At 59.7% G+C, this 16,027-nt stretch carries 16 protein-coding genes and 1 pseudogene; 12 read left to right on the plus strand and 5 right to left on the minus strand.

Annotated features, from left to right (window positions below):
• Positions 1 to 6: 6 nt before the first annotated feature.
• Both holC and ACI766_RS05585 read right to left on the minus strand, forming a co-directional pair.
• Complete coding sequence (gene holC / locus ACI766_RS05580; protein ID WP_003100593.1) at positions 7 to 435, minus strand: DNA polymerase III subunit chi; 429 nt, start codon at positions 433 to 435, stop codon at positions 7 to 9.
• Positions 432 to 1,919, minus strand: coding sequence for a leucyl aminopeptidase (locus tag ACI766_RS05585; RefSeq protein WP_023104632.1), 1,488 nt, complete (start codon positions 1,917 to 1,919; stop codon positions 432 to 434). The genes holC and ACI766_RS05585 overlap by 4 nt, the downstream gene beginning before the upstream one ends.
• Before the next feature lie 336 nt (positions 1,920 to 2,255).
• On the opposite strand from ACI766_RS05585, the gene ACI766_RS05590 reads away from it, so the two are divergent.
• The 4 genes from ACI766_RS05590 to lptG all read left to right on the plus strand — a co-directional run bounded on the left by ACI766_RS05590 (position 2,256) and on the right by lptG (position 6,445).
• The gene (locus tag ACI766_RS05590) at positions 2,256 to 3,068 is read left to right on the plus strand and encodes an AraC family transcriptional regulator (protein ID WP_003122092.1); all 813 of its coding nucleotides are present in this window, start codon (positions 2,256 to 2,258) and stop codon (positions 3,066 to 3,068) included.
• Positions 3,069 to 3,151: 83 nt separating this feature from the next.
• Complete coding sequence (locus ACI766_RS05595; protein WP_003159398.1) at positions 3,152 to 4,075, plus strand: alpha/beta hydrolase; 924 nt, start codon at positions 3,152 to 3,154, stop codon at positions 4,073 to 4,075.
• 191 nt (positions 4,076 to 4,266) lie between these two features.
• The gene (gene lptF, locus ACI766_RS05600) at positions 4,267 to 5,385 is read left to right on the plus strand and encodes an LPS export ABC transporter permease LptF (RefSeq protein ID WP_003092864.1); all 1,119 of its coding nucleotides are present in this window, start codon (positions 4,267 to 4,269) and stop codon (positions 5,383 to 5,385) included.
• Positions 5,378 to 6,445: an LPS export ABC transporter permease LptG gene (gene lptG / locus ACI766_RS05605; RefSeq protein WP_003092863.1), complete on the plus strand. Its 1,068-nt coding sequence runs from the start codon at positions 5,378 to 5,380 to the stop codon at positions 6,443 to 6,445. The genes lptF and lptG overlap by 8 nt, the downstream gene beginning before the upstream one ends.
• Before the next feature lie 139 nt (positions 6,446 to 6,584).
• Here lptG and ACI766_RS05610 read toward each other — a convergent pair whose 3' ends face one another.
• Complete coding sequence (locus ACI766_RS05610; RefSeq protein ID WP_003110924.1) at positions 6,585 to 7,082, minus strand: RDD family protein; 498 nt, start codon at positions 7,080 to 7,082, stop codon at positions 6,585 to 6,587.
• Between the two features lie 129 nt (positions 7,083 to 7,211).
• Between ACI766_RS05610 and ACI766_RS05615 the strand changes: the two genes are divergently transcribed.
• The 8 genes and pseudogenes from ACI766_RS05615 to ACI766_RS05650 form a co-directional block, all read left to right on the plus strand.
• Positions 7,212 to 8,792 carry an EAL domain-containing protein gene (locus tag ACI766_RS05615; RefSeq protein ID WP_003092861.1) on the plus strand — a complete coding sequence of 527 codons (1,581 nt, stop codon included), beginning with the start codon at positions 7,212 to 7,214 and terminating at the stop codon, positions 8,790 to 8,792.
• A 646-nt stretch (positions 8,793 to 9,438) separates the two neighbouring features.
• Entirely contained in the window at positions 9,439 to 9,720 is a 282-nt protein-coding gene (locus ACI766_RS05620; RefSeq protein WP_071536625.1) for a DUF4236 domain-containing protein, read from the plus strand.
• Between the two features lie 27 nt (positions 9,721 to 9,747).
• Positions 9,748 to 10,188, plus strand: a complete 441-nt coding sequence (locus tag ACI766_RS05625) for a helix-turn-helix transcriptional regulator (RefSeq protein WP_034010466.1) — start codon at positions 9,748 to 9,750, stop codon at positions 10,186 to 10,188.
• Between the two features lie 261 nt (positions 10,189 to 10,449).
• Positions 10,450 to 11,612, plus strand: a protein-coding gene (locus ACI766_RS05630; protein ID WP_086937300.1) for an IS3-like element IS222 family transposase whose coding sequence is annotated in 2 segments (ribosomal slippage) — positions 10,450 to 10,705 and positions 10,705 to 11,612 — 1,164 coding nt in all. Because the reading frame shifts where the segments join, the coding sequence is not laid out codon by codon here.
• A 560-nt stretch (positions 11,613 to 12,172) separates the two neighbouring features.
• The gene (locus tag ACI766_RS05635; protein WP_023085957.1) at positions 12,173 to 13,036 is read left to right on the plus strand and encodes a hypothetical protein; all 864 of its coding nucleotides are present in this window, start codon (positions 12,173 to 12,175) and stop codon (positions 13,034 to 13,036) included.
• 459 nt (positions 13,037 to 13,495) lie between these two features.
• The gene (locus tag ACI766_RS05640) at positions 13,496 to 14,035 is read left to right on the plus strand and encodes a helix-turn-helix transcriptional regulator (protein WP_077557575.1); all 540 of its coding nucleotides are present in this window, start codon (positions 13,496 to 13,498) and stop codon (positions 14,033 to 14,035) included.
• Between the two features lie 130 nt (positions 14,036 to 14,165).
• Positions 14,166 to 14,699 (plus strand): hypothetical protein, encoded by a 534-nt coding sequence (locus ACI766_RS05645; RefSeq protein ID WP_124122659.1) that lies wholly within the window; start codon positions 14,166 to 14,168, stop codon positions 14,697 to 14,699.
• Positions 14,700 to 14,811: 112 nt separating this feature from the next.
• A pseudogene (locus tag ACI766_RS05650) lies at positions 14,812 to 15,033 on the plus strand (transposase); the annotation flags it as partial.
• Between the two features lie 53 nt (positions 15,034 to 15,086).
• Here ACI766_RS05650 and ACI766_RS05655 read toward each other — a convergent pair.
• Positions 15,087 to 15,482 carry a hypothetical protein gene (locus ACI766_RS05655; RefSeq protein ID WP_124122658.1) on the minus strand — a complete coding sequence of 132 codons (396 nt, stop codon included), beginning with the start codon at positions 15,480 to 15,482 and terminating at the stop codon, positions 15,087 to 15,089.
• A 136-nt stretch (positions 15,483 to 15,618) separates the two neighbouring features.
• On the minus strand, positions 15,619 to 15,990 hold the full coding sequence (locus tag ACI766_RS05660; protein ID WP_162836459.1) for an HNH endonuclease: 372 nt from the start codon (positions 15,988 to 15,990) through the stop codon (positions 15,619 to 15,621).
• Positions 15,991 to 16,027 lie beyond the last annotated feature (37 nt).

Below are 16,027 nucleotides of genomic sequence, written 5' to 3' on the forward strand. Positions count from 1 at the left end.
TGCACTTCAGATACGCGGCAGGCGATGGTCCTGTAGAGGATAGCCCTGCTCCCGGTAGAAGCGGAATTTATCCCGTGCCGCCTGGCGGATCGCCGGCTCCTCGACCACCAGTTCGGCCACCCGCGAAAAGTTCGGGACGAAGCCGGGGGCCTCGAGGGTCAGGTTGATCAGCAGGTCGCGATGGTTCCCCGGGGGCTCGCCCAGGCCCAGGGCGACGGGCGCCTCGGCGTCTTCCTCGGCCAGGCTGTGAGGAATGAAGGCCTCGCCGCGGAAGCTCCACAGGCGGCCGTCCAACTCGCTGCGCTGCGCCTCGTCGGCGCAATGCAGGTAGACCTGCATGCCCTGCCGCCAGGCCTTCTCGGCCAGGCGGCAGGCGACCTGCAGGCGCGCCGACGGATCGGCGCTGGGGATCACGTAGAAATCGACCCGGGTCACTTGGCCCGTTCCAGCAGGTACTGGGTCAACAACGGAACCGGGCGGCCGGTGGCGCCTTTGTCCTTGCCGCCGCTGATCCAGGCGGTGCCGGCGATGTCCAGGTGCGCCCAGTGGTATTTCTTGGCGAAGCGCGAGAGGAAGCAGCCGGCGGTGATGGTGCCGGCCTTCGGCCCGCCGATGTTGGCGATGTCGGCGAACGGGCTGTCCAGCTGTTCCTGGTATTCGTCGAACAGCGGCAATTGCCAGGCGCGGTCGTCGGCGAACTCGCCGGCCTTGAGCAGTTGCCTGACCAGCGCTTCGTTGTTGCCCATAAGGCCCGAGGTGTTGCTGCCCAGGGCGACGATGCAGGCGCCGGTGAGGGTGGCGATGTCGATCACCGACTGAGGCTTGAAGCGCTCGGCGTAGGTCAGTGCATCGCACAGCACCAGGCGCCCTTCGGCGTCGGTGTTGAGGATCTCGACGGTCTGCCCGCTCATGGTGGTGACGATGTCGCCCGGACGGGTGGCTCCGCCGCTGGGCATGTTCTCGGCGCAGGCCAGCAGGCCGACCAGGTTGATCGGCAACTGCAGTTCGAGCACCGCGCGGAAGGTGCCGAAGACGCTGGCGGCGCCGCACATGTCGAACTTCATCTCGTCCATGCCCAGGCCCGGCTTGAGGCTGATGCCGCCGGTGTCGAAGGTGATGCCCTTGCCGACCAGCACGTGCGGGGCCTGGTCCTTCTTCGCGCCGTTGTATTGCAGGACGATCAGCCGCGGCGGCTGGTCGCTGCCCTGGGCGACGGCGAGGAACGAGCCCATGCCCAGCTCGCGCAGTTTCTTCTCGTCGAGGACCTCGACCTTCAGGCCCTTGAACTCCTTGGCCAGGCCCTTGGCCTGCTCGCCGAGGAACGTCGGATGGCAGACGTTCGGCGGAAGGTTGCCGAGATCGCGGGTCAGGGCCATGCCATTGGCGATGGCCTGAGCTTCCTTGCTGCCTTGCTCGACGGCGGCGCTGTCGGCCTTGTCGGCGAGCAGGGTCAGCTTCTTCAGTTTCAGCGGCTCGGCTTTCTGGCTCTTGTAGCGATCGAACACGTACAGGCCATCGGCCAGGGTTTCCACCAGCAGACGCGCCTTCGCGTGGGCATCGCGGCCTTTCACCGCGAGATCGCCGAGGGCCAGCGCGGCATCGGCGCCGGCCAGGCCCTTGAGGGTCGACAGCACGGCGGAGGCCAGCTTGCGGTACTGGCGGTCGCCCAGTTCGCGCTCCTTGCCGGCGCCGACCAGCAGCACGCGCTCGGCCTTGAGATTGGGCAGGCTCTGCAGGAGCAGGGTCTGGCCGACCTTGCCGGCCAGGTCGCCACGCTTGAGCACTGCGCTGATGGCGCCGCCGGTGGCGTCGTCGACCGCCTTGGCGCTGGCGCCGAGCTTGCGGCCTTCGTCTACGGCGAGCACCAGGGTGGCGGTTTTCAGGGTTTCCGGGCGTACGCTTTTAACAAGGAATTCCATGGAAGAGGTCCCCAATACAGACAGTCGGGATGGCGCAAGGGGCGGCATCCGTTAGCGGTAAGCGATTGTTCCGAGCACGATTCGTCCCGAGGACTGACGGTCGCCGCCGGGGCGGTGACGCAGGCAGCGACAGCTTAGTCGTTGCGGCGGGGGTCGTTCCATGCCGAGGATGGCAACCGAGGTTCTACAGCGCCGGAGCCGGGTTGGCGGTGCCTCCCGGCCGTTGCCGCACATGGTCGCACAACTGCGGCGTGTCTGGCACGACTGTGTACGCATGGGAACCCGCGGCCATGCCGCGTCCCTATAATGAACGTTTCGTTCCGCAGGAGTCGCACCGTGCCCGCCAGCAAACCAGTCGCGGATCCCGCCCGGAGTACCGATCCGCGCGATTACCAGCGAGTCGGCCGGCCGCTCGGGGTCATGGCCAAGACCTTCCCGGCGGGGTTCGTGGTCGCCGAGCACCGGCACGAGCGGGCGCAGTTGATCCATGCCCTGTCGGGCGTGATCGAACTGCATGTCGGTCGCACGCTATGGCTGGTCCCGCCGCAGCGCGCGGTATGGATGCCGGCGGGGATGGCGCACGCGATGCTGGCGCGCGGCGAGGTCCGCTTGCACACCGTCTATGCCCGGCCGCAGTCCTGCCCGCCGGAATTCCCCCGGGTGCCGCGCGGAGTGATGGTCAGCCCATTGTTGCGCGAGTTGATCGTGCGCGCCGCCGGCCTGCCGTTGTTGTACGACGAGCGCGGCCGGGAGGGGCGGTTGATGGCGGTGCTGCTGGACGAACTGGAGTGGTCGCGGGAACAGCCCCTGGCCTTGCCCGACCCCGCGGACCGACGCCTGGGAAGAATCTGCCAGGCGCTGCTGGAGAACCCGGCCGACCCTCGCGGGCTGGAGGAGTGGGCGCGCTACGTGGGGGCGTCCTCGCGGACCCTGGCACGGCTGTTTCTCTCCGAACTGGGAGTGACCTTCGTCCATTGGCGCCACCAGGTGCGCCTGGCCGCCGCCCTGCCACGCCTGGCGGCTGGCGAAGCGGTGGCGCGGATCGCCGTGGATCTCGGCTACCAGACGCCCAGCGCATTCAGTGCCATGTTCCGACGCCTGACCGGGAGCACGCCGAGCCGCTACTTCGCCTTGTCCGATTCGGCGTAGCCTTCGTCCGTTGGCGGACGGCGCCGACGCGGCAGGATTCCTATGCTGGGCCCGTTTCCAGACGACTGCCCCGGGAGGCAAGCATGCAACGACTGAACGTGGAATTCCGCTCCGAGGGTGTCGCCCTGCGCGGCTGGCTGTATTTGCCGGAGGCGCGTGCCGAGCGGCCGGCGATCGTCATGACGCACGGTTTTTCCGGGGTGAAGGAGCAGTACCTGGACCGTTACGCCGAGGTATTCGCCGCCGCCGGCTTCGTCGTGCTCCTCTACGATCATCCGAACTTCGGCGACAGCGACGGCGAGCCGCGCCAGGAAATCGATCCGGTGATGCAGCGTCGCGGCTATCGCGACGCGATCACCTGGTTGGGCGCCCAGGCACGGGTCGACGCGAGGCGCATCGGCATCTGGGGAACCAGCTACAGCGGCGGACATGTGCTGGAAGTGGCCGCACTGGATCGGCGGGTGAAATGCGTGGTGGCGCAGGTGCCGACCGTCAGCGGCCACGCCTCGGCGTTGCGCCGGACCCGCGCCGAGCAGTTGCCGGCATTGCTGGCAAGCTTCGACGCGGACCGCCAGCGGCGCTTCGAGGACTTGCCGCCGGCGCTGTTGCCGGCGGTCGCCGCGGGCCCCGACGAGCCTTGCGCGATGGCCGGCGCGGACGCCCACCGGTTCTTCACCGACAGCGCGGCGCTGGCGCCGAACTGGTGCAACCGGGTGACCCTGCGTAGCGCCGAGCTGGCGCGGGAGAACGAGCCAGGCATTCACATGGCGCGGATCAGCCCCACGCCGCTGCTGATGATCGTCGCCGACCGGGACCTGCTCACGCCCACGGACCTTTGCCTGGAGGCCTACCAGCGGGCATTGCCGCCCAAGCGGCTGCTGATGCTCGCCGGCGGCCATTTCACGCCGTACATCGAGCATTTCGACGCCACCAGCCAGGCTGCGGCAGACTGGTTCGTCCGTCATCTCGGAGAGGGCGGCGAGCAGCCAGCGACAGTCGTCGAATAAATCGGCGAGCGCTGAACGAGCGTTCGCCTCGACGGTCTATCGGGCTCTTGGTTCGGCCTGCGCAGTGACAGGCCCGCCGAATCGCAGGATAATGCCGGCTATTTTCTCCGCGCCATGCCGCCATGGCCGGAAACGCGTGATGACGGGGCCGACGGGCCCCGTCAGAGCCTGGCAACCCAGGAGTGTCCGGATTGATCGTTTTCCGTTATTTGTCCCGTGAAGTGCTGGTCACCATGAGCGCCGTCAGCGCCGTGCTGCTGGTGATCATCATGAGTGGCCGTTTCATCAAGTACCTGGCGCAAGCGGCGCAAGGGTTGCTCGACCCCGGTTCGCTGTTCCTGATCATGGCGTTCCGGATTCCCGGCTTCCTGCAGCTGATCCTGCCGCTTGGCCTGTTCCTCGGCATCCTGCTGGCCTACGGGCGACTCTATCTGGAAAGCGAGATGACTGTGCTCTCGGCGACCGGCATGAGCCAGAAGCGCCTGCTCGGCTATACCATGGCGCCGGCGCTGCTGGTGGCGATCCTGGTGGCCTGGCTGAGCCTGTTCCTGGCGCCCCAGGGCATCAACCAGTTCGCCCTGCTGTTGAACAAGCAGGATACCCTGACCGAGTTCGACACCCTGGTCCCGGGCCGTTTCCAGGCAATGCGCGACGGTACCCGGGTGACCTATACCGAGGAACTGTCGAAGGATCGCGGCGAACTGGCCGGCATCTTCATTTCGCAGAAGGACCTCAACAGCAGCAACCAGGAACGCGGCATCTCCATCCTGGTGGCGGAGAAGGGCACCCAGAACATCCAGGCGGATGGCAGCCGTTACCTGATCCTGCACAACGGCTACCGCTACGACGGCAATCCCGGGCAGGCCAACTACCGGGCGATCCAGTACGACACCTATGGCGTGATGCTGCCCAAGCCCGAGGCCAGCAGCGAGGTGAGCGAGCGTGACGCGGTGCCCACCGCCGACCTGTTCGGCAGCGACAACCCACGCTACCAGGCCGAATTGCAGTGGCGCCTGTCGACACCGCTGCTGGTGTTCGTGGTGACCCTGCTGGCGGTGCCGCTGTCGCGGGTCAACCCACGCCAGGGGCGCTTCCTCAAGCTGCTGCCGGCGATCCTCCTTTATATGGGCTACCTGGCCCTGCTGATCGCTGTCCGTGGCCAACTGGACAAAGGCAAGATCCCCATGGCCATCGGCCTGTGGTGGGTCCACGGACTATTCCTGGCGATCGGTCTTCTTCTGTTCTATTGGGAACCCTTGCGCCTGAAGCTGGCGTCCTCCCGTGCCGGTCGCGAGGTGGCGCATGGTTAAGCTCGATCGTTACATCGGTGTCACCGTCTTCGTCGCGATCCTCGCGGTGCTCGGGGTGATCCTTGGCCTGGCGCTGCTGTTCGCCTTCATCGACGAACTCAACGACATCAGCGCCAGCTACGGCATCGGCGACGCCCTGCGCTTCATCTTCCTCACCGCGCCACGGCGCGCCTACGACATGCTGCCGATGGCGGCGCTGATCGGCTGCCTGGTCGGCCTCGGCACCCTGGCCAGCAACAGCGAACTGACCATCATGCGCGCGGCCGGGGTATCCCTGTCGCGGATCGTCTGGGCGGTGATGAAACCGATGCTGGTGCTGATGCTGGCCGGCATCCTGGTTGGCGAGTACGTCGCGCCCTGGACCGAGAACATCGCCCAGAGCGGCCGCGCCCTGGCCCAGGGCGGCGGCGATTCGCAAAGCTCCAAGCGCGGTCTGTGGCATCGCCAGGGGCGCGAGTACATCCACATCAACGCGGTGCAGCCCAATGGCGTGCTGTACGGCGTGACCCGCTACCGCTTCGACGAGCAGCGTGGCCTGGAATCGGCCAGTTTCGCCAAGCGCGCGCGCTTCGAGACCGATCACTGGCAACTGGAAGAGGTCACCACCACCTTGCTGCATCCGAGGGAAAAGCGTTCCGAGGTGGTCAAGCTACCGACCGAACGCTGGGATGCCCAGCTCAGCCCGCAACTGCTGAACACTGTGGTGATGGAGCCCGAGGCGCTGTCTATCAGCGGTCTCTGGCAGTACATCCACTATCTCGCCGACCAGGGCCTGAACAACAACCGCTACTGGCTGGCGTTCTGGACCAAGGTCCTGCAACCGCTGGTGACCGCCGCGCTGGTGCTGATGGCGATTTCCTTCATCTTCGGTCCGTTGCGCTCGGTGACCCTGGGCCAGCGGATCTTCACCGGCGTGCTGGTGGGCTTCGTCTTCCGCATCGCCCAGGACCTGCTCGGACCCTCCAGCCTGGTGTTCGACTTCCCGCCGCTGCTGGCGGTGGTGATCCCCGCCTCGATCTGCGCACTGGCGGGTGTCTGGCTGCTACGCCGGGCGGGCTGACAGGCCCGGCAGGCCGGGTATGAAAAAAGGCCACCTTCGGGTGGCCTTTGTATTTCCTTTTCAAGTCGGGCGGGGATCCAGCGGCCTGGCCGCCGGCGCGACGAAGGCGAAAACAGCGCGCTCTGCGGACCTGTTTCGCTCACTTCTTGTGAGTGTTCTTCGGCAGCCTGACCACCTGGCTCTCCGAATAGCGGTCGTGCCAGGTACGCTTGTCCTTGTCCCAGAGCATCCAGAGGAAGCCGAGGCCGAGGCACAGCCAGGAGGCGATGGCGATCATGAAGCGCAGCAGCGCCTGGAGCAGGCTGATGGCGCTGCCGTCGCGGTTCTGCACGCGCAGTCCCCAGACCTGCATGCCCAGGGTCTGGCCGTTGTGGGTCCAGAATTTGGCGAAGAAGCCGAACAGGGCGAACACCAGCAAGGTCGAGAGCAGCGGGTCGCCGATCAGCGCGCCGCGGTCGGCCAGTTCGCGCAGATGGTCGCTGCCGTAGATCAGTCGAAGGATGCCTTGCTGGTAGACCAGGGTGACCACCATCATCAGCGCCACGCAGAGCAGGAAGTCATAGAACATCGCCGCCAGGCGGCGGACCAGACCGGCAGGGGCATAGTCGCCCTGGGGAGAAAGCATGTGTTTCGGCATCGGCGTGTTCCGTGCGGGGCAAAGCCGGGGATTATACGTCCATCCGCAGCTTGCGCCGCCCACCCGGGCAACGCTTTTCCCCGGCTGTTCTAGTCTTTGCGCAGACCCCAATCATTACGAGTCTTTTCTATGCCGATTCCGGTGAAGCGAGCCAGGAGAAAGGCGCTCCGGCTGTCGTTGTCCGTGCTGGTCGGGGTGATGCCGATCGTCCTGGGGCTGCTCATCCTCTACTGGCAGGCCGAGCGAAGCCTCCAGGAGACGTCCGAGCAGGCAGCCGGGAATGCGGTGCGGCAGTTCGAACGGATGCTCGACAACGCTGCGCTGGCGGCGCGCAAGGTCATGCCGGTGGCGGGGCGCCCCTGTCCCGAGGCCGAACTGGCGCTGCGCGAGCAAGTGGCGATCATGCCGTTCGTACGCTCGGTCAATTTGACGCGCGACAATACGATCTATTGCACGTCGTTGTTCGGCGGCTTCGACGAGCCGGTGCGGATCGAGAACTATGTCGACGGACGCCTCTTGCTGATGCCCGGTAACCAGGTCACGCCGGACGCCGCGCTGCTGGTCCTGCGGGACTCCGACGGCAAGCGCGGGGTATTGGCGGCGATCGACGGGCGCTACTTGAGCTACGTGCTGGACCTCGTCGACCGACGTAGCCGACAGGTGCTGGTGGTCGGTCCCAATTGGCTGGATGCCGAGGGCCGCACCCACCGCGACGCGCCGCCCACCTATGAGGTCGCCGCCGTATCGCTCGCTTCGCAGCGTTATCCGTTGCGGGTGCTGTCGGGCTTCCCCGAGGGCGAGGAATGGCGATCGATCCGCTCGCAGAACCCGGCGATGTTCGGCCTGCTACTGTTCTTCGGACTGCTGGCCGGCACTCTGTGCTACTGGCTATCCAGGCGGGTCGCCTCGCCCAGCAGCGAACTGCGCCGGGCCCTGGAGGCCAACGAGTTCATTCCCTACTACCAGCCGCTGAGTCCCGGCCAGGGCGGACGCTGGATAGGCGTCGAGGTGCTCATGCGCTGGCGTCATCCGCGCGAGGGACTGATCCGGCCCGACCTGTTCATACCTTTCGCCGAGCGCTCGGGACTGATCGTACCGATGACGCGCGCGCTGATGCGCCAGGTCGCGGAAGACCTGGGCGGGCATGCCGGGAAGCTGGAGCCAGGCTTCCACATCGGTTTCAACATCAGTGCCACCCATTGCCACGAACTGGCCTTGGTGGACGACTGTCGCGAGCTGTTGGCGGCGTTTCCGCCCGGGCACATCACCCTGGTCCTGGAGCTGACCGAGCGCGAGCTGATCGAGTCGAGCGAAGTCACCGACCGCCTGTTCGACGAATTGCATGCCCTGGGAGTGAAGATCGCCATCGACGATTTCGGCACCGGACATTCCAGCCTGGCCTACCTGCGCAAGTTCCAGGTGGACTGCCTGAAGATCGACCAGAGCTTCGTCGCCCGCATCGGCATCGATACTCTTTCCGGGCATATTCTCGACAGCATCGTCGAGCTGTCCGCCAAGCTCGACCTGGATATCGTCGCCGAAGGCGTGGAGACCCCCGAGCAGCGTGACTACCTGGCCGCCCGCGGGGTGGATTACCTGCAGGGCTACCTGATCGGCCGGCCGATGCCGCTGGAGAGTCTGCTTTCCAGCCTGACTGTGCAGGAAGGGCAGGGGGCTTCCGTCGTCGCACTTCCGGCGGACCGAGGCTAGCGGCTGAAAGTCCCGCGCCAGGGGCGAGCTGCCAGCTTATTCGTCACGGATGAGCAAAAGGCTCGCAGACCGAACAGGTGCAAACCGCCCCTGGCGCGACAAGAAGCCCGCATCCGCGGGGCTTCTTTTTGGCGTCGGCTGTGGTAGATTTTTTTCGCCGAGCTGGGAAGACAGCAGCTCGGGTAAAAGGCAGCGTCTCGACTCCAGCGCTGCCTTTTTTTATTTGCAGGCCGGATCAGCCAGATCGCGGACAACAAAAAACCGGCGCGAAGGCCGGTTTCTCTGCTGTCCTGGGCTCCCCTGGAAACGCTTGGGAAGTCAGGATGGTGCTCGGGAGGGACTTAAATTCGATTTATATCTATTTGAAAATAAAGTCATAAATCTATTTTTGTTTTTGTAATACCCCCATTCATACCCCCATGTCGAAAGTTGCTCGATAGCCAGGCTCACTTTGCTGGAGTGGTTGCGACTCCTACAGATTGAGCCGCGCCCGTATATCTACAGAAGCCTTGTCTCAGGCCGTTTGACTAGAGTCTTCGTTGGGCAATGTCTCACCATATCGGATAGGGACACCAATGTGAGCTACGCTCAGCAGCGCGCAGTTGGCTACAGGTGATAGCCGTCGGTAGGTGCAAAGGAGTCTGCAATGGCAATCAGGTTTAGGAAGTCAATCAAGGTGGCTCCAGGCGTTCGCCTGAACATCAGCAAAAGTGGGGTGAGTACCTCTGTTGGTGGTAAGGGGTTCACTGCCAACGTCAGTAAGAGGGGCGTAAAAACTACCGCCAGTATTCCTGGGACTGGACTATCTGCTTCCACTTCTTACCCTGTGAGGAAGCGAGGCAGCAGAGAAAGCGCAGGTCTGAACGTTACTGGTTGGGCCATCCTCTGTTTGATTGGTTTGGTGCTCGTCGTCCTGATCCTGAAATGATGTCGGCACGCTCATCTGGGAAGACTTATGGATATCATGGACGACAGACTCATCAAGGCTACCGAGGTCTGCCAGCTAATCGGGCGAGGGAAAACTACCCTCTACAACCTCATACGGAGCGGTGCATTTCCCCCTCCGAAAAAAAATGGTCCGACAAGGCAAGCTGGGGTCTACTTCTCTGAAAGACAGGTTCTTGCGTGGATAGCGGATCATCGAGGCAATTCGCTGCCCACTGATGGCCTGAGGCTCAGTCCCAAGCCAAATGAGATACAGCAAGAGGTTCTCTACGTTGCGGATGTCGCCAGGTTTTTTGGCAAGCCTGAGTCTTCAATCAGAGCTGCCATGCGGACATCGGCCGAGTGGTTGCCTCCTAGCTTCAAGATTGGTTCGGAGTACGTTTGGCTTAGGGAGGATATGCTTCCATTCCTGAGAGCCCTACGTGATAGGTCAAAGACCGTGTTCGACTGACTAAAGGAGGCGGACTGGCTACTGGTGCCTGACTGGATCAGTCGGCATGGATACTGGGCGTCCAGGCAGTTCTCATGCAGAAAAAGCTTGCGCAATCTGTAGGAGAATAGCGATGGGTAAGGGCAGGTATGGAACCAAGACAAGCGAGCTGTCGAGCTGCGCGAGGAAGGCCATCCCATCGCGATAATCAGCGAGATGTAGTGGTCTACTGATCCCGGACACCGATTTAGGCGAAAATCCTTGCCGTGAGAGAGGTGCCTGATGAGCAAGCAACGACGTACGTTTTCCGCCGAGTTCAAACGAGAGGCCGCGGCCCTGGTGTTGGACCAAGGCTACAGCCATATCGACGCCTGCCGTTCGCTGGGGGTGGTGGATTCGGCCTTGCGCCGTTGGGTGAAGCAGCTCGAGGCGGAGCGCCAGGGTGTGACCCCGAAGAGCAAGGCGTTGACGCCTGAGCAGCAAAAGATCCAGGAGCTGGAAGCCCGGATCAACCGGTTGGAGCGGGAGAAAGCGATATTAAAAAAGGCTACCGCTCTCTTGATGTCGGACGAACTCGATCGTACGCGCTGATAGACCAGTTGAGTGAGCAGGAGTCGGTGGAAGTGGTCTGTTCAGCTTTCGATGTGGCGCGGTCTTGCTACTACGTCCACCGTCTTCGACGGCGGCGTGTCGATGCTCGCCGCGTGGCGCTACGCAGCCAGGTCAACCAGTTGTTCAGCCAGAGTCGGGGCTCGGCCGGCAGCCGCAGCATTCTGGGCATGCTGCGCGAAGAGGGCGTGACCATCGGCCGTTTCCGAGTGCGTAGGTTGATGCGTGAGCTGGGCCTGGTCAGCAAGCAACCGGGCTCGCACGCCTACAAACAGGCCACGGTTGAGCGGCCGGATATCCCGAATCGGCTGAACCGCGAATTCGCGACCGAGCATCCCAATCAGGTGTGGTGTGGCGACATCACCTACGTCTGGGCGCAAGGCCGTTGGCACTACCTGGCCGCGGTGCTGGATCTGCATACCCGGCGGGTGATCGGCTGGGCGTTCTCGGCCAAGCCGGATGCCGAACTGGTGATCAAGGCCCTGGACATGGCCTACGAACAGCGCGGCAAGCCACAGCAGGTGCTGTTCCATTCAGACCAGGGCAGCCAGTACGCCAGCCGCCTGTTTCGGCAACGGCTCTGGCGCTATCGGATGCAGCAGAGCATGAGTCGCCGAGGGAATTGCTGGGATAACTCGCCGATGGAGCGCCTGTTCCGCAGTCTGAAGTCGGAGTGGGTCCCGTCAACGGGTTACCTGACGGCGCAGGAGGCCCAACGGGACATCAGTCATTACTTGATGCACCGCTACAACTGGATCAGGCCGCATCAATTCAACGACGGGTTACCACCTGCGGTGGCCGAAGAAAAACTCAACCCACTGTCCGGGATGGGTTGACCACTACAAGAAGCACTGGCAAGCCTCGATGTTCAATCTGGTCTAGGTGAACCACAGCGTCATCGCATATAGGCCGTAGGCTCACAAGCACCGCATCATAGGCCAAGTCATATGGCATGGAGGCGGTATTGGATAGGAGATCGCTTTGGTTGTGTTTGTCGCTTGCCTAGCAGCTTCCCTTCTGGACCCATTGGTGTTCGTCCTTTGCGCGGCTATCGGGTTCTTCATCAAGAGCAGAATCTCGGTACTGATCTCTGCGTGTGTATATGTCGCTATCACGCTTGCCTTTTCAGGCAGTATCCCTGCCTGGGAGCAGCACCCTACTACTATCCTTCTGGCCAAAGCAGCGGCAGGCGCCATTTTCTGCCTGTTTGGCATGGCCGCTAGGAGATTCACCCTAAGACGCCGCAGCTAGAACTTTCCAAAGGAGCCATAAGCCGCCTAGCGTGGAGCCTTCAAGCGGTAACCAGGTCATCTTGCGGGGCGGGGATCTCTAACGGATGCTGCGGGAGTACCGGAGGATCATGGGGCAGTGATTGAAATCAAGGGAGGGGATGGACATGGATCAGAATGAACAGTCTACGTTCGATGTTGAACAGATCAAGATTCGATATGAGGGAGGGGATGCAGACCGGCACGAGCTCGACATGCTTGAGCTTGGCGAGTCGCTCCAGGGCTTCGCTAGGCTTTACTCCACCGTAGCCAATTTTGTAGAGACTGGTGTCTACAGCAAGCAATGGAAAGCTCTAGAGATAAGGGCATACGCCACAGAGCCTAAGGCGAAATGTTTCGAGATGGGGATGCTCCTTTCATGGGCCTCTCAGACTCAAGTGCTTAGCGGGTTGGCCGCGGCCATCATTGGGCCTATCATCGCCTATATCCTGATGAAGCTATCCAACCAGAAGGACGAAATGAAGCATCTCCGCGAGATTCTTGAGAATCAGCTCAAGGAGCGATACGGGAGCGACTCCGCCATCATAAACCGCATGATGGACACGATCGACCGTCTCGCAGATGCCTCGCGCCCCTCCGCCAAGAAGGCGCTTTCTCCAATAGGCTCCTCTTGCCATCACATAGAGGCAATTGGAACTGGCTACAAAGGCGTTTTCGACCAAGCTATGAAGGACGCCATCCAAAGCGAAGATGGTGATGAGCTCACAGGCCAGATCTCACTAGAGATACTCATCACTGAACTCGACGTAGAAAAGCAGACCTGCAAATTCCGCCTTCTCAATGAACCAGATCAAACTGACGAAGACGGTAATCCGTTACGTTTCTCTGGGAAAATTACGGACCCTGAAATCGAATCTCAGGGAAACAAATACAGCATGAGCCTTGCTCTTGGCACGCCCTTAAAGGCTAAGGGTAAGGCAAGGATGCGCGACGGGTACATCAAGATTTTCTTCATATCTGACGCCGAGTAATACGCAACACCCTAACGAGCCCCGCACCCGCGGGGCTTTTCGTTCCAAGCTGTCCTTCCTTCCCGGCTCTGCACTGAGCTGACGACCGCCCCACACCGGCGCTGAACTCGCCCCAGCGCCGTCCATCCCTGCCTAGCGCCTTCCCTGTCGCCATCATAGCCCCGCCGCCAAACAGACTTTCGTTTCAGCTTAGAGCTTTGTCCAGCCGCCTTCCCTTTGGCCTTCTTAATACCACTGCGTACCTTTATCGCGAGCCTACGAGCCCAGCATAGACAGAAGCTAGCTCAGTTATTGTTCGTTACATCTAGATAATCCATACAGAAAACCTGAACACTCTGCCAGAACCCAGCAAATACAGGATGATCTCTCGGTTAGGTGTTTTTATACAAAACAGATAGGTTCAAGTGTCTTGGATTAACAATCATTAATTGCGAGCACTAAACCATGTAGGGATACGCAATGGACGATATTGAGAAGAAAATAAGTGAGGCTCTAAGGGAGGCTGTAAAAATAACAAAAAGTTGTTTTAAGGAGTCTTTTCATGTTTTTTATGATATTTCAATACGGAATCCTATGTCGCTAGGATCTGAAAGGAATATTAAGTCTTGTGTAAATGGTTTTTCTGTTGCATGGCTAAACTTAAAGCCAGAGCTAAACAGGGTGTCTCTGTGTGAGGTGACTATAGAGATTAATTGTCTAGAGGGGGAGTTTGATAAGACTTGTTGGGTGGCTTATAAATATGCATTGTACGGAAGCTTAATAAGTGAAGTTGTCAAGAGGTATCCTGATTTATTTGTAAGACTTGAAAAGGTTTTGACAAAAAGGGAGTTGGAGGTTTTGCGAATGTCAGCGTGTGGTGAAATTGCGCGCTCTATATCTGGTTATCTAAATATTTCATTGCATACCGTTAATACTCATATAAGTAGCGCGATAAAGAAGCTTGGATGTAAAAACAAGCCACAAGCTATCGCTATAGCTACAACGCTTGGCATCCTCTAAGCCTGCTAAAACTAGTAGGTTCAGGACGAATCGCTATTTTTCGCGATAGGCGCATCAGATTACCCGTTCTAGCCTTTTGCTGGCAGGACGAGCTGTCCTGTTGCCTAAGTCATAAAGTTAAGGAGATAACATGGCTACTGCAGAAAGCTTCATCAAAAATTTCATCGAAGACAATTTTGATAATGCTGAGGTACAACAGCTTTATAAGGACTCTAAGCTGGGAGAAGAGTCTTTTAAAGAAAAGCTAGCCGAGTCATACCTTCAGCTGTATAGCCACAAACAATCTCAGGATGTCTTCTTTACTGGTGAGAAGACGAGCTATGTTTCTGGTGGTGGGACGTCAAGTTTATTTCCCATTACCAAGGATATTAATTTTGGGGTGGCGTCTTTTCATGTTGTGGTGAACCAGACCAGTAATGATGGTTACTCTGTTGATGTAACCTCTAAGATCTTGGGGTTTAGTGTAGGTACATCCCGTATGTCTTTCGAGAACGGAACGCTACATCGTGCCGAGCAAGTGGGTGGGAGTGCCCTTGGGGGAAGTTACAGTGTGAATCTGAAAGTCATTGGAGGTTTTGGTCTTCAACTTGAAGCACACGTATGGGTTCAGATCCCTATCGTAGGTAGAAAGTCTGTCGATTTCGGCCCGACTTGGGTTATTTAACCAACGAAGACCCCATCAGTCACGCGGTGTGATGGGGTCATTTTGGCCTGCTCCCCCGATTTCAGTACCACGCCGAACTTAGTAGAGTCCGTTTTCCGAGCAGGAGACGGCAGTGAAAAAGCGTTTTACTGAAGAACAGATTCTAGACTTTCTGAAGCAGCCAGAGGCCAGTGTGCCGGTGAAGAAGCTGTGTCGGCGGCATGGCTTTAGTGATGCCTCGTTCTATACCTAGTGCGCCAAGTTCGGTGACATGACCGTGCCGGATGCCAAGCGGCTCAAGGATCTCGAACTGGAGAACAGCCGGCTGAAAAAGCTGCTGGCCGAAGCCCATTTGGCTATTTTATTTAATTCCAAAGCAGCATGGGCTAATGTTCCTTTCGGCTACGATCAAACCTGATGTCCACTTGGGTGGAATGCGAATTTGCCTATACCCTTTGGAAGAAGAAAAAGATTTGGATCGGCCTTGTATATCTGGAGCCAAGGGTCAGTAGATCCTGACTCAATAAAGTGCTCAACAAGCTTAGGTATCAGTTCGGCTGCGAGGTGGAGCAGCGTATTATCATATGTCCCTTCGGTTCTTGGCTCATAGCTATACCTGCGGGTAGTGAAAACGTCCTTCTTTTCATTAAACGTGTTTACATGGCGCACAAGGCCAAGCTTGCTCCTCAGGTCTGCTGGAATCGCTTTGTACAGCTCAAAAAGATTATGGCCTGGATTCTTGCCTGTTATTTTGAACTGCTCTGCAACGGTACCAGTCAGCTCATTCTCGACAGGTTCCGCCAATAAGCTCTTCAGGAGCGGTTTCCGCCTAGAAGGGTGGTAGATTTTTCACCTCCCCCCCTGGCATCTCCTTATTTTTAGGAAAAATTCTTCCGATTAATGAAGAGAAATCGTCGGCTGCGGTTTCCAGTTCTGCGCTTCAAGGTTTCTCGGTTAGCTCATCCGCAACTGGCCATCCATCGATCCCAACCTGTAGCTTTGAACGCCTACCAAGGTCAGCATTGGTCTTTTTTGCATGACACCCGTCTGGGCCTGAGCAAAGCACCTGACAGTTCTCCTCGGAATCCTCTCCTCCTTTGAAGAGAGGAACCTTGTGGTCAAGTTCAAAGCCTCTTGGAAAGTCACATAACTTTCCGCACATTGCGCAGCATGGGTTATATGACCACACTCTGAGCCTCCTATCCTGAAGCTTTCTGCCTGTGATGCGCCGATCAGAGATAGATGGTAGTGATGGGGTACGATTAATCTGAAGCATTTGTATCCGCGGCTTTATAGTGGTTATTCGACCCATTCTGATTTTCTCATATGCGTACACCTTGCGGTTTTTC

This window comes from Pseudomonas sp. DL (assembly GCF_047199225.1).
GTDB classification, from domain to species: domain Bacteria; phylum Pseudomonadota; class Gammaproteobacteria; order Pseudomonadales; family Pseudomonadaceae; genus Pseudomonas; species Pseudomonas aeruginosa.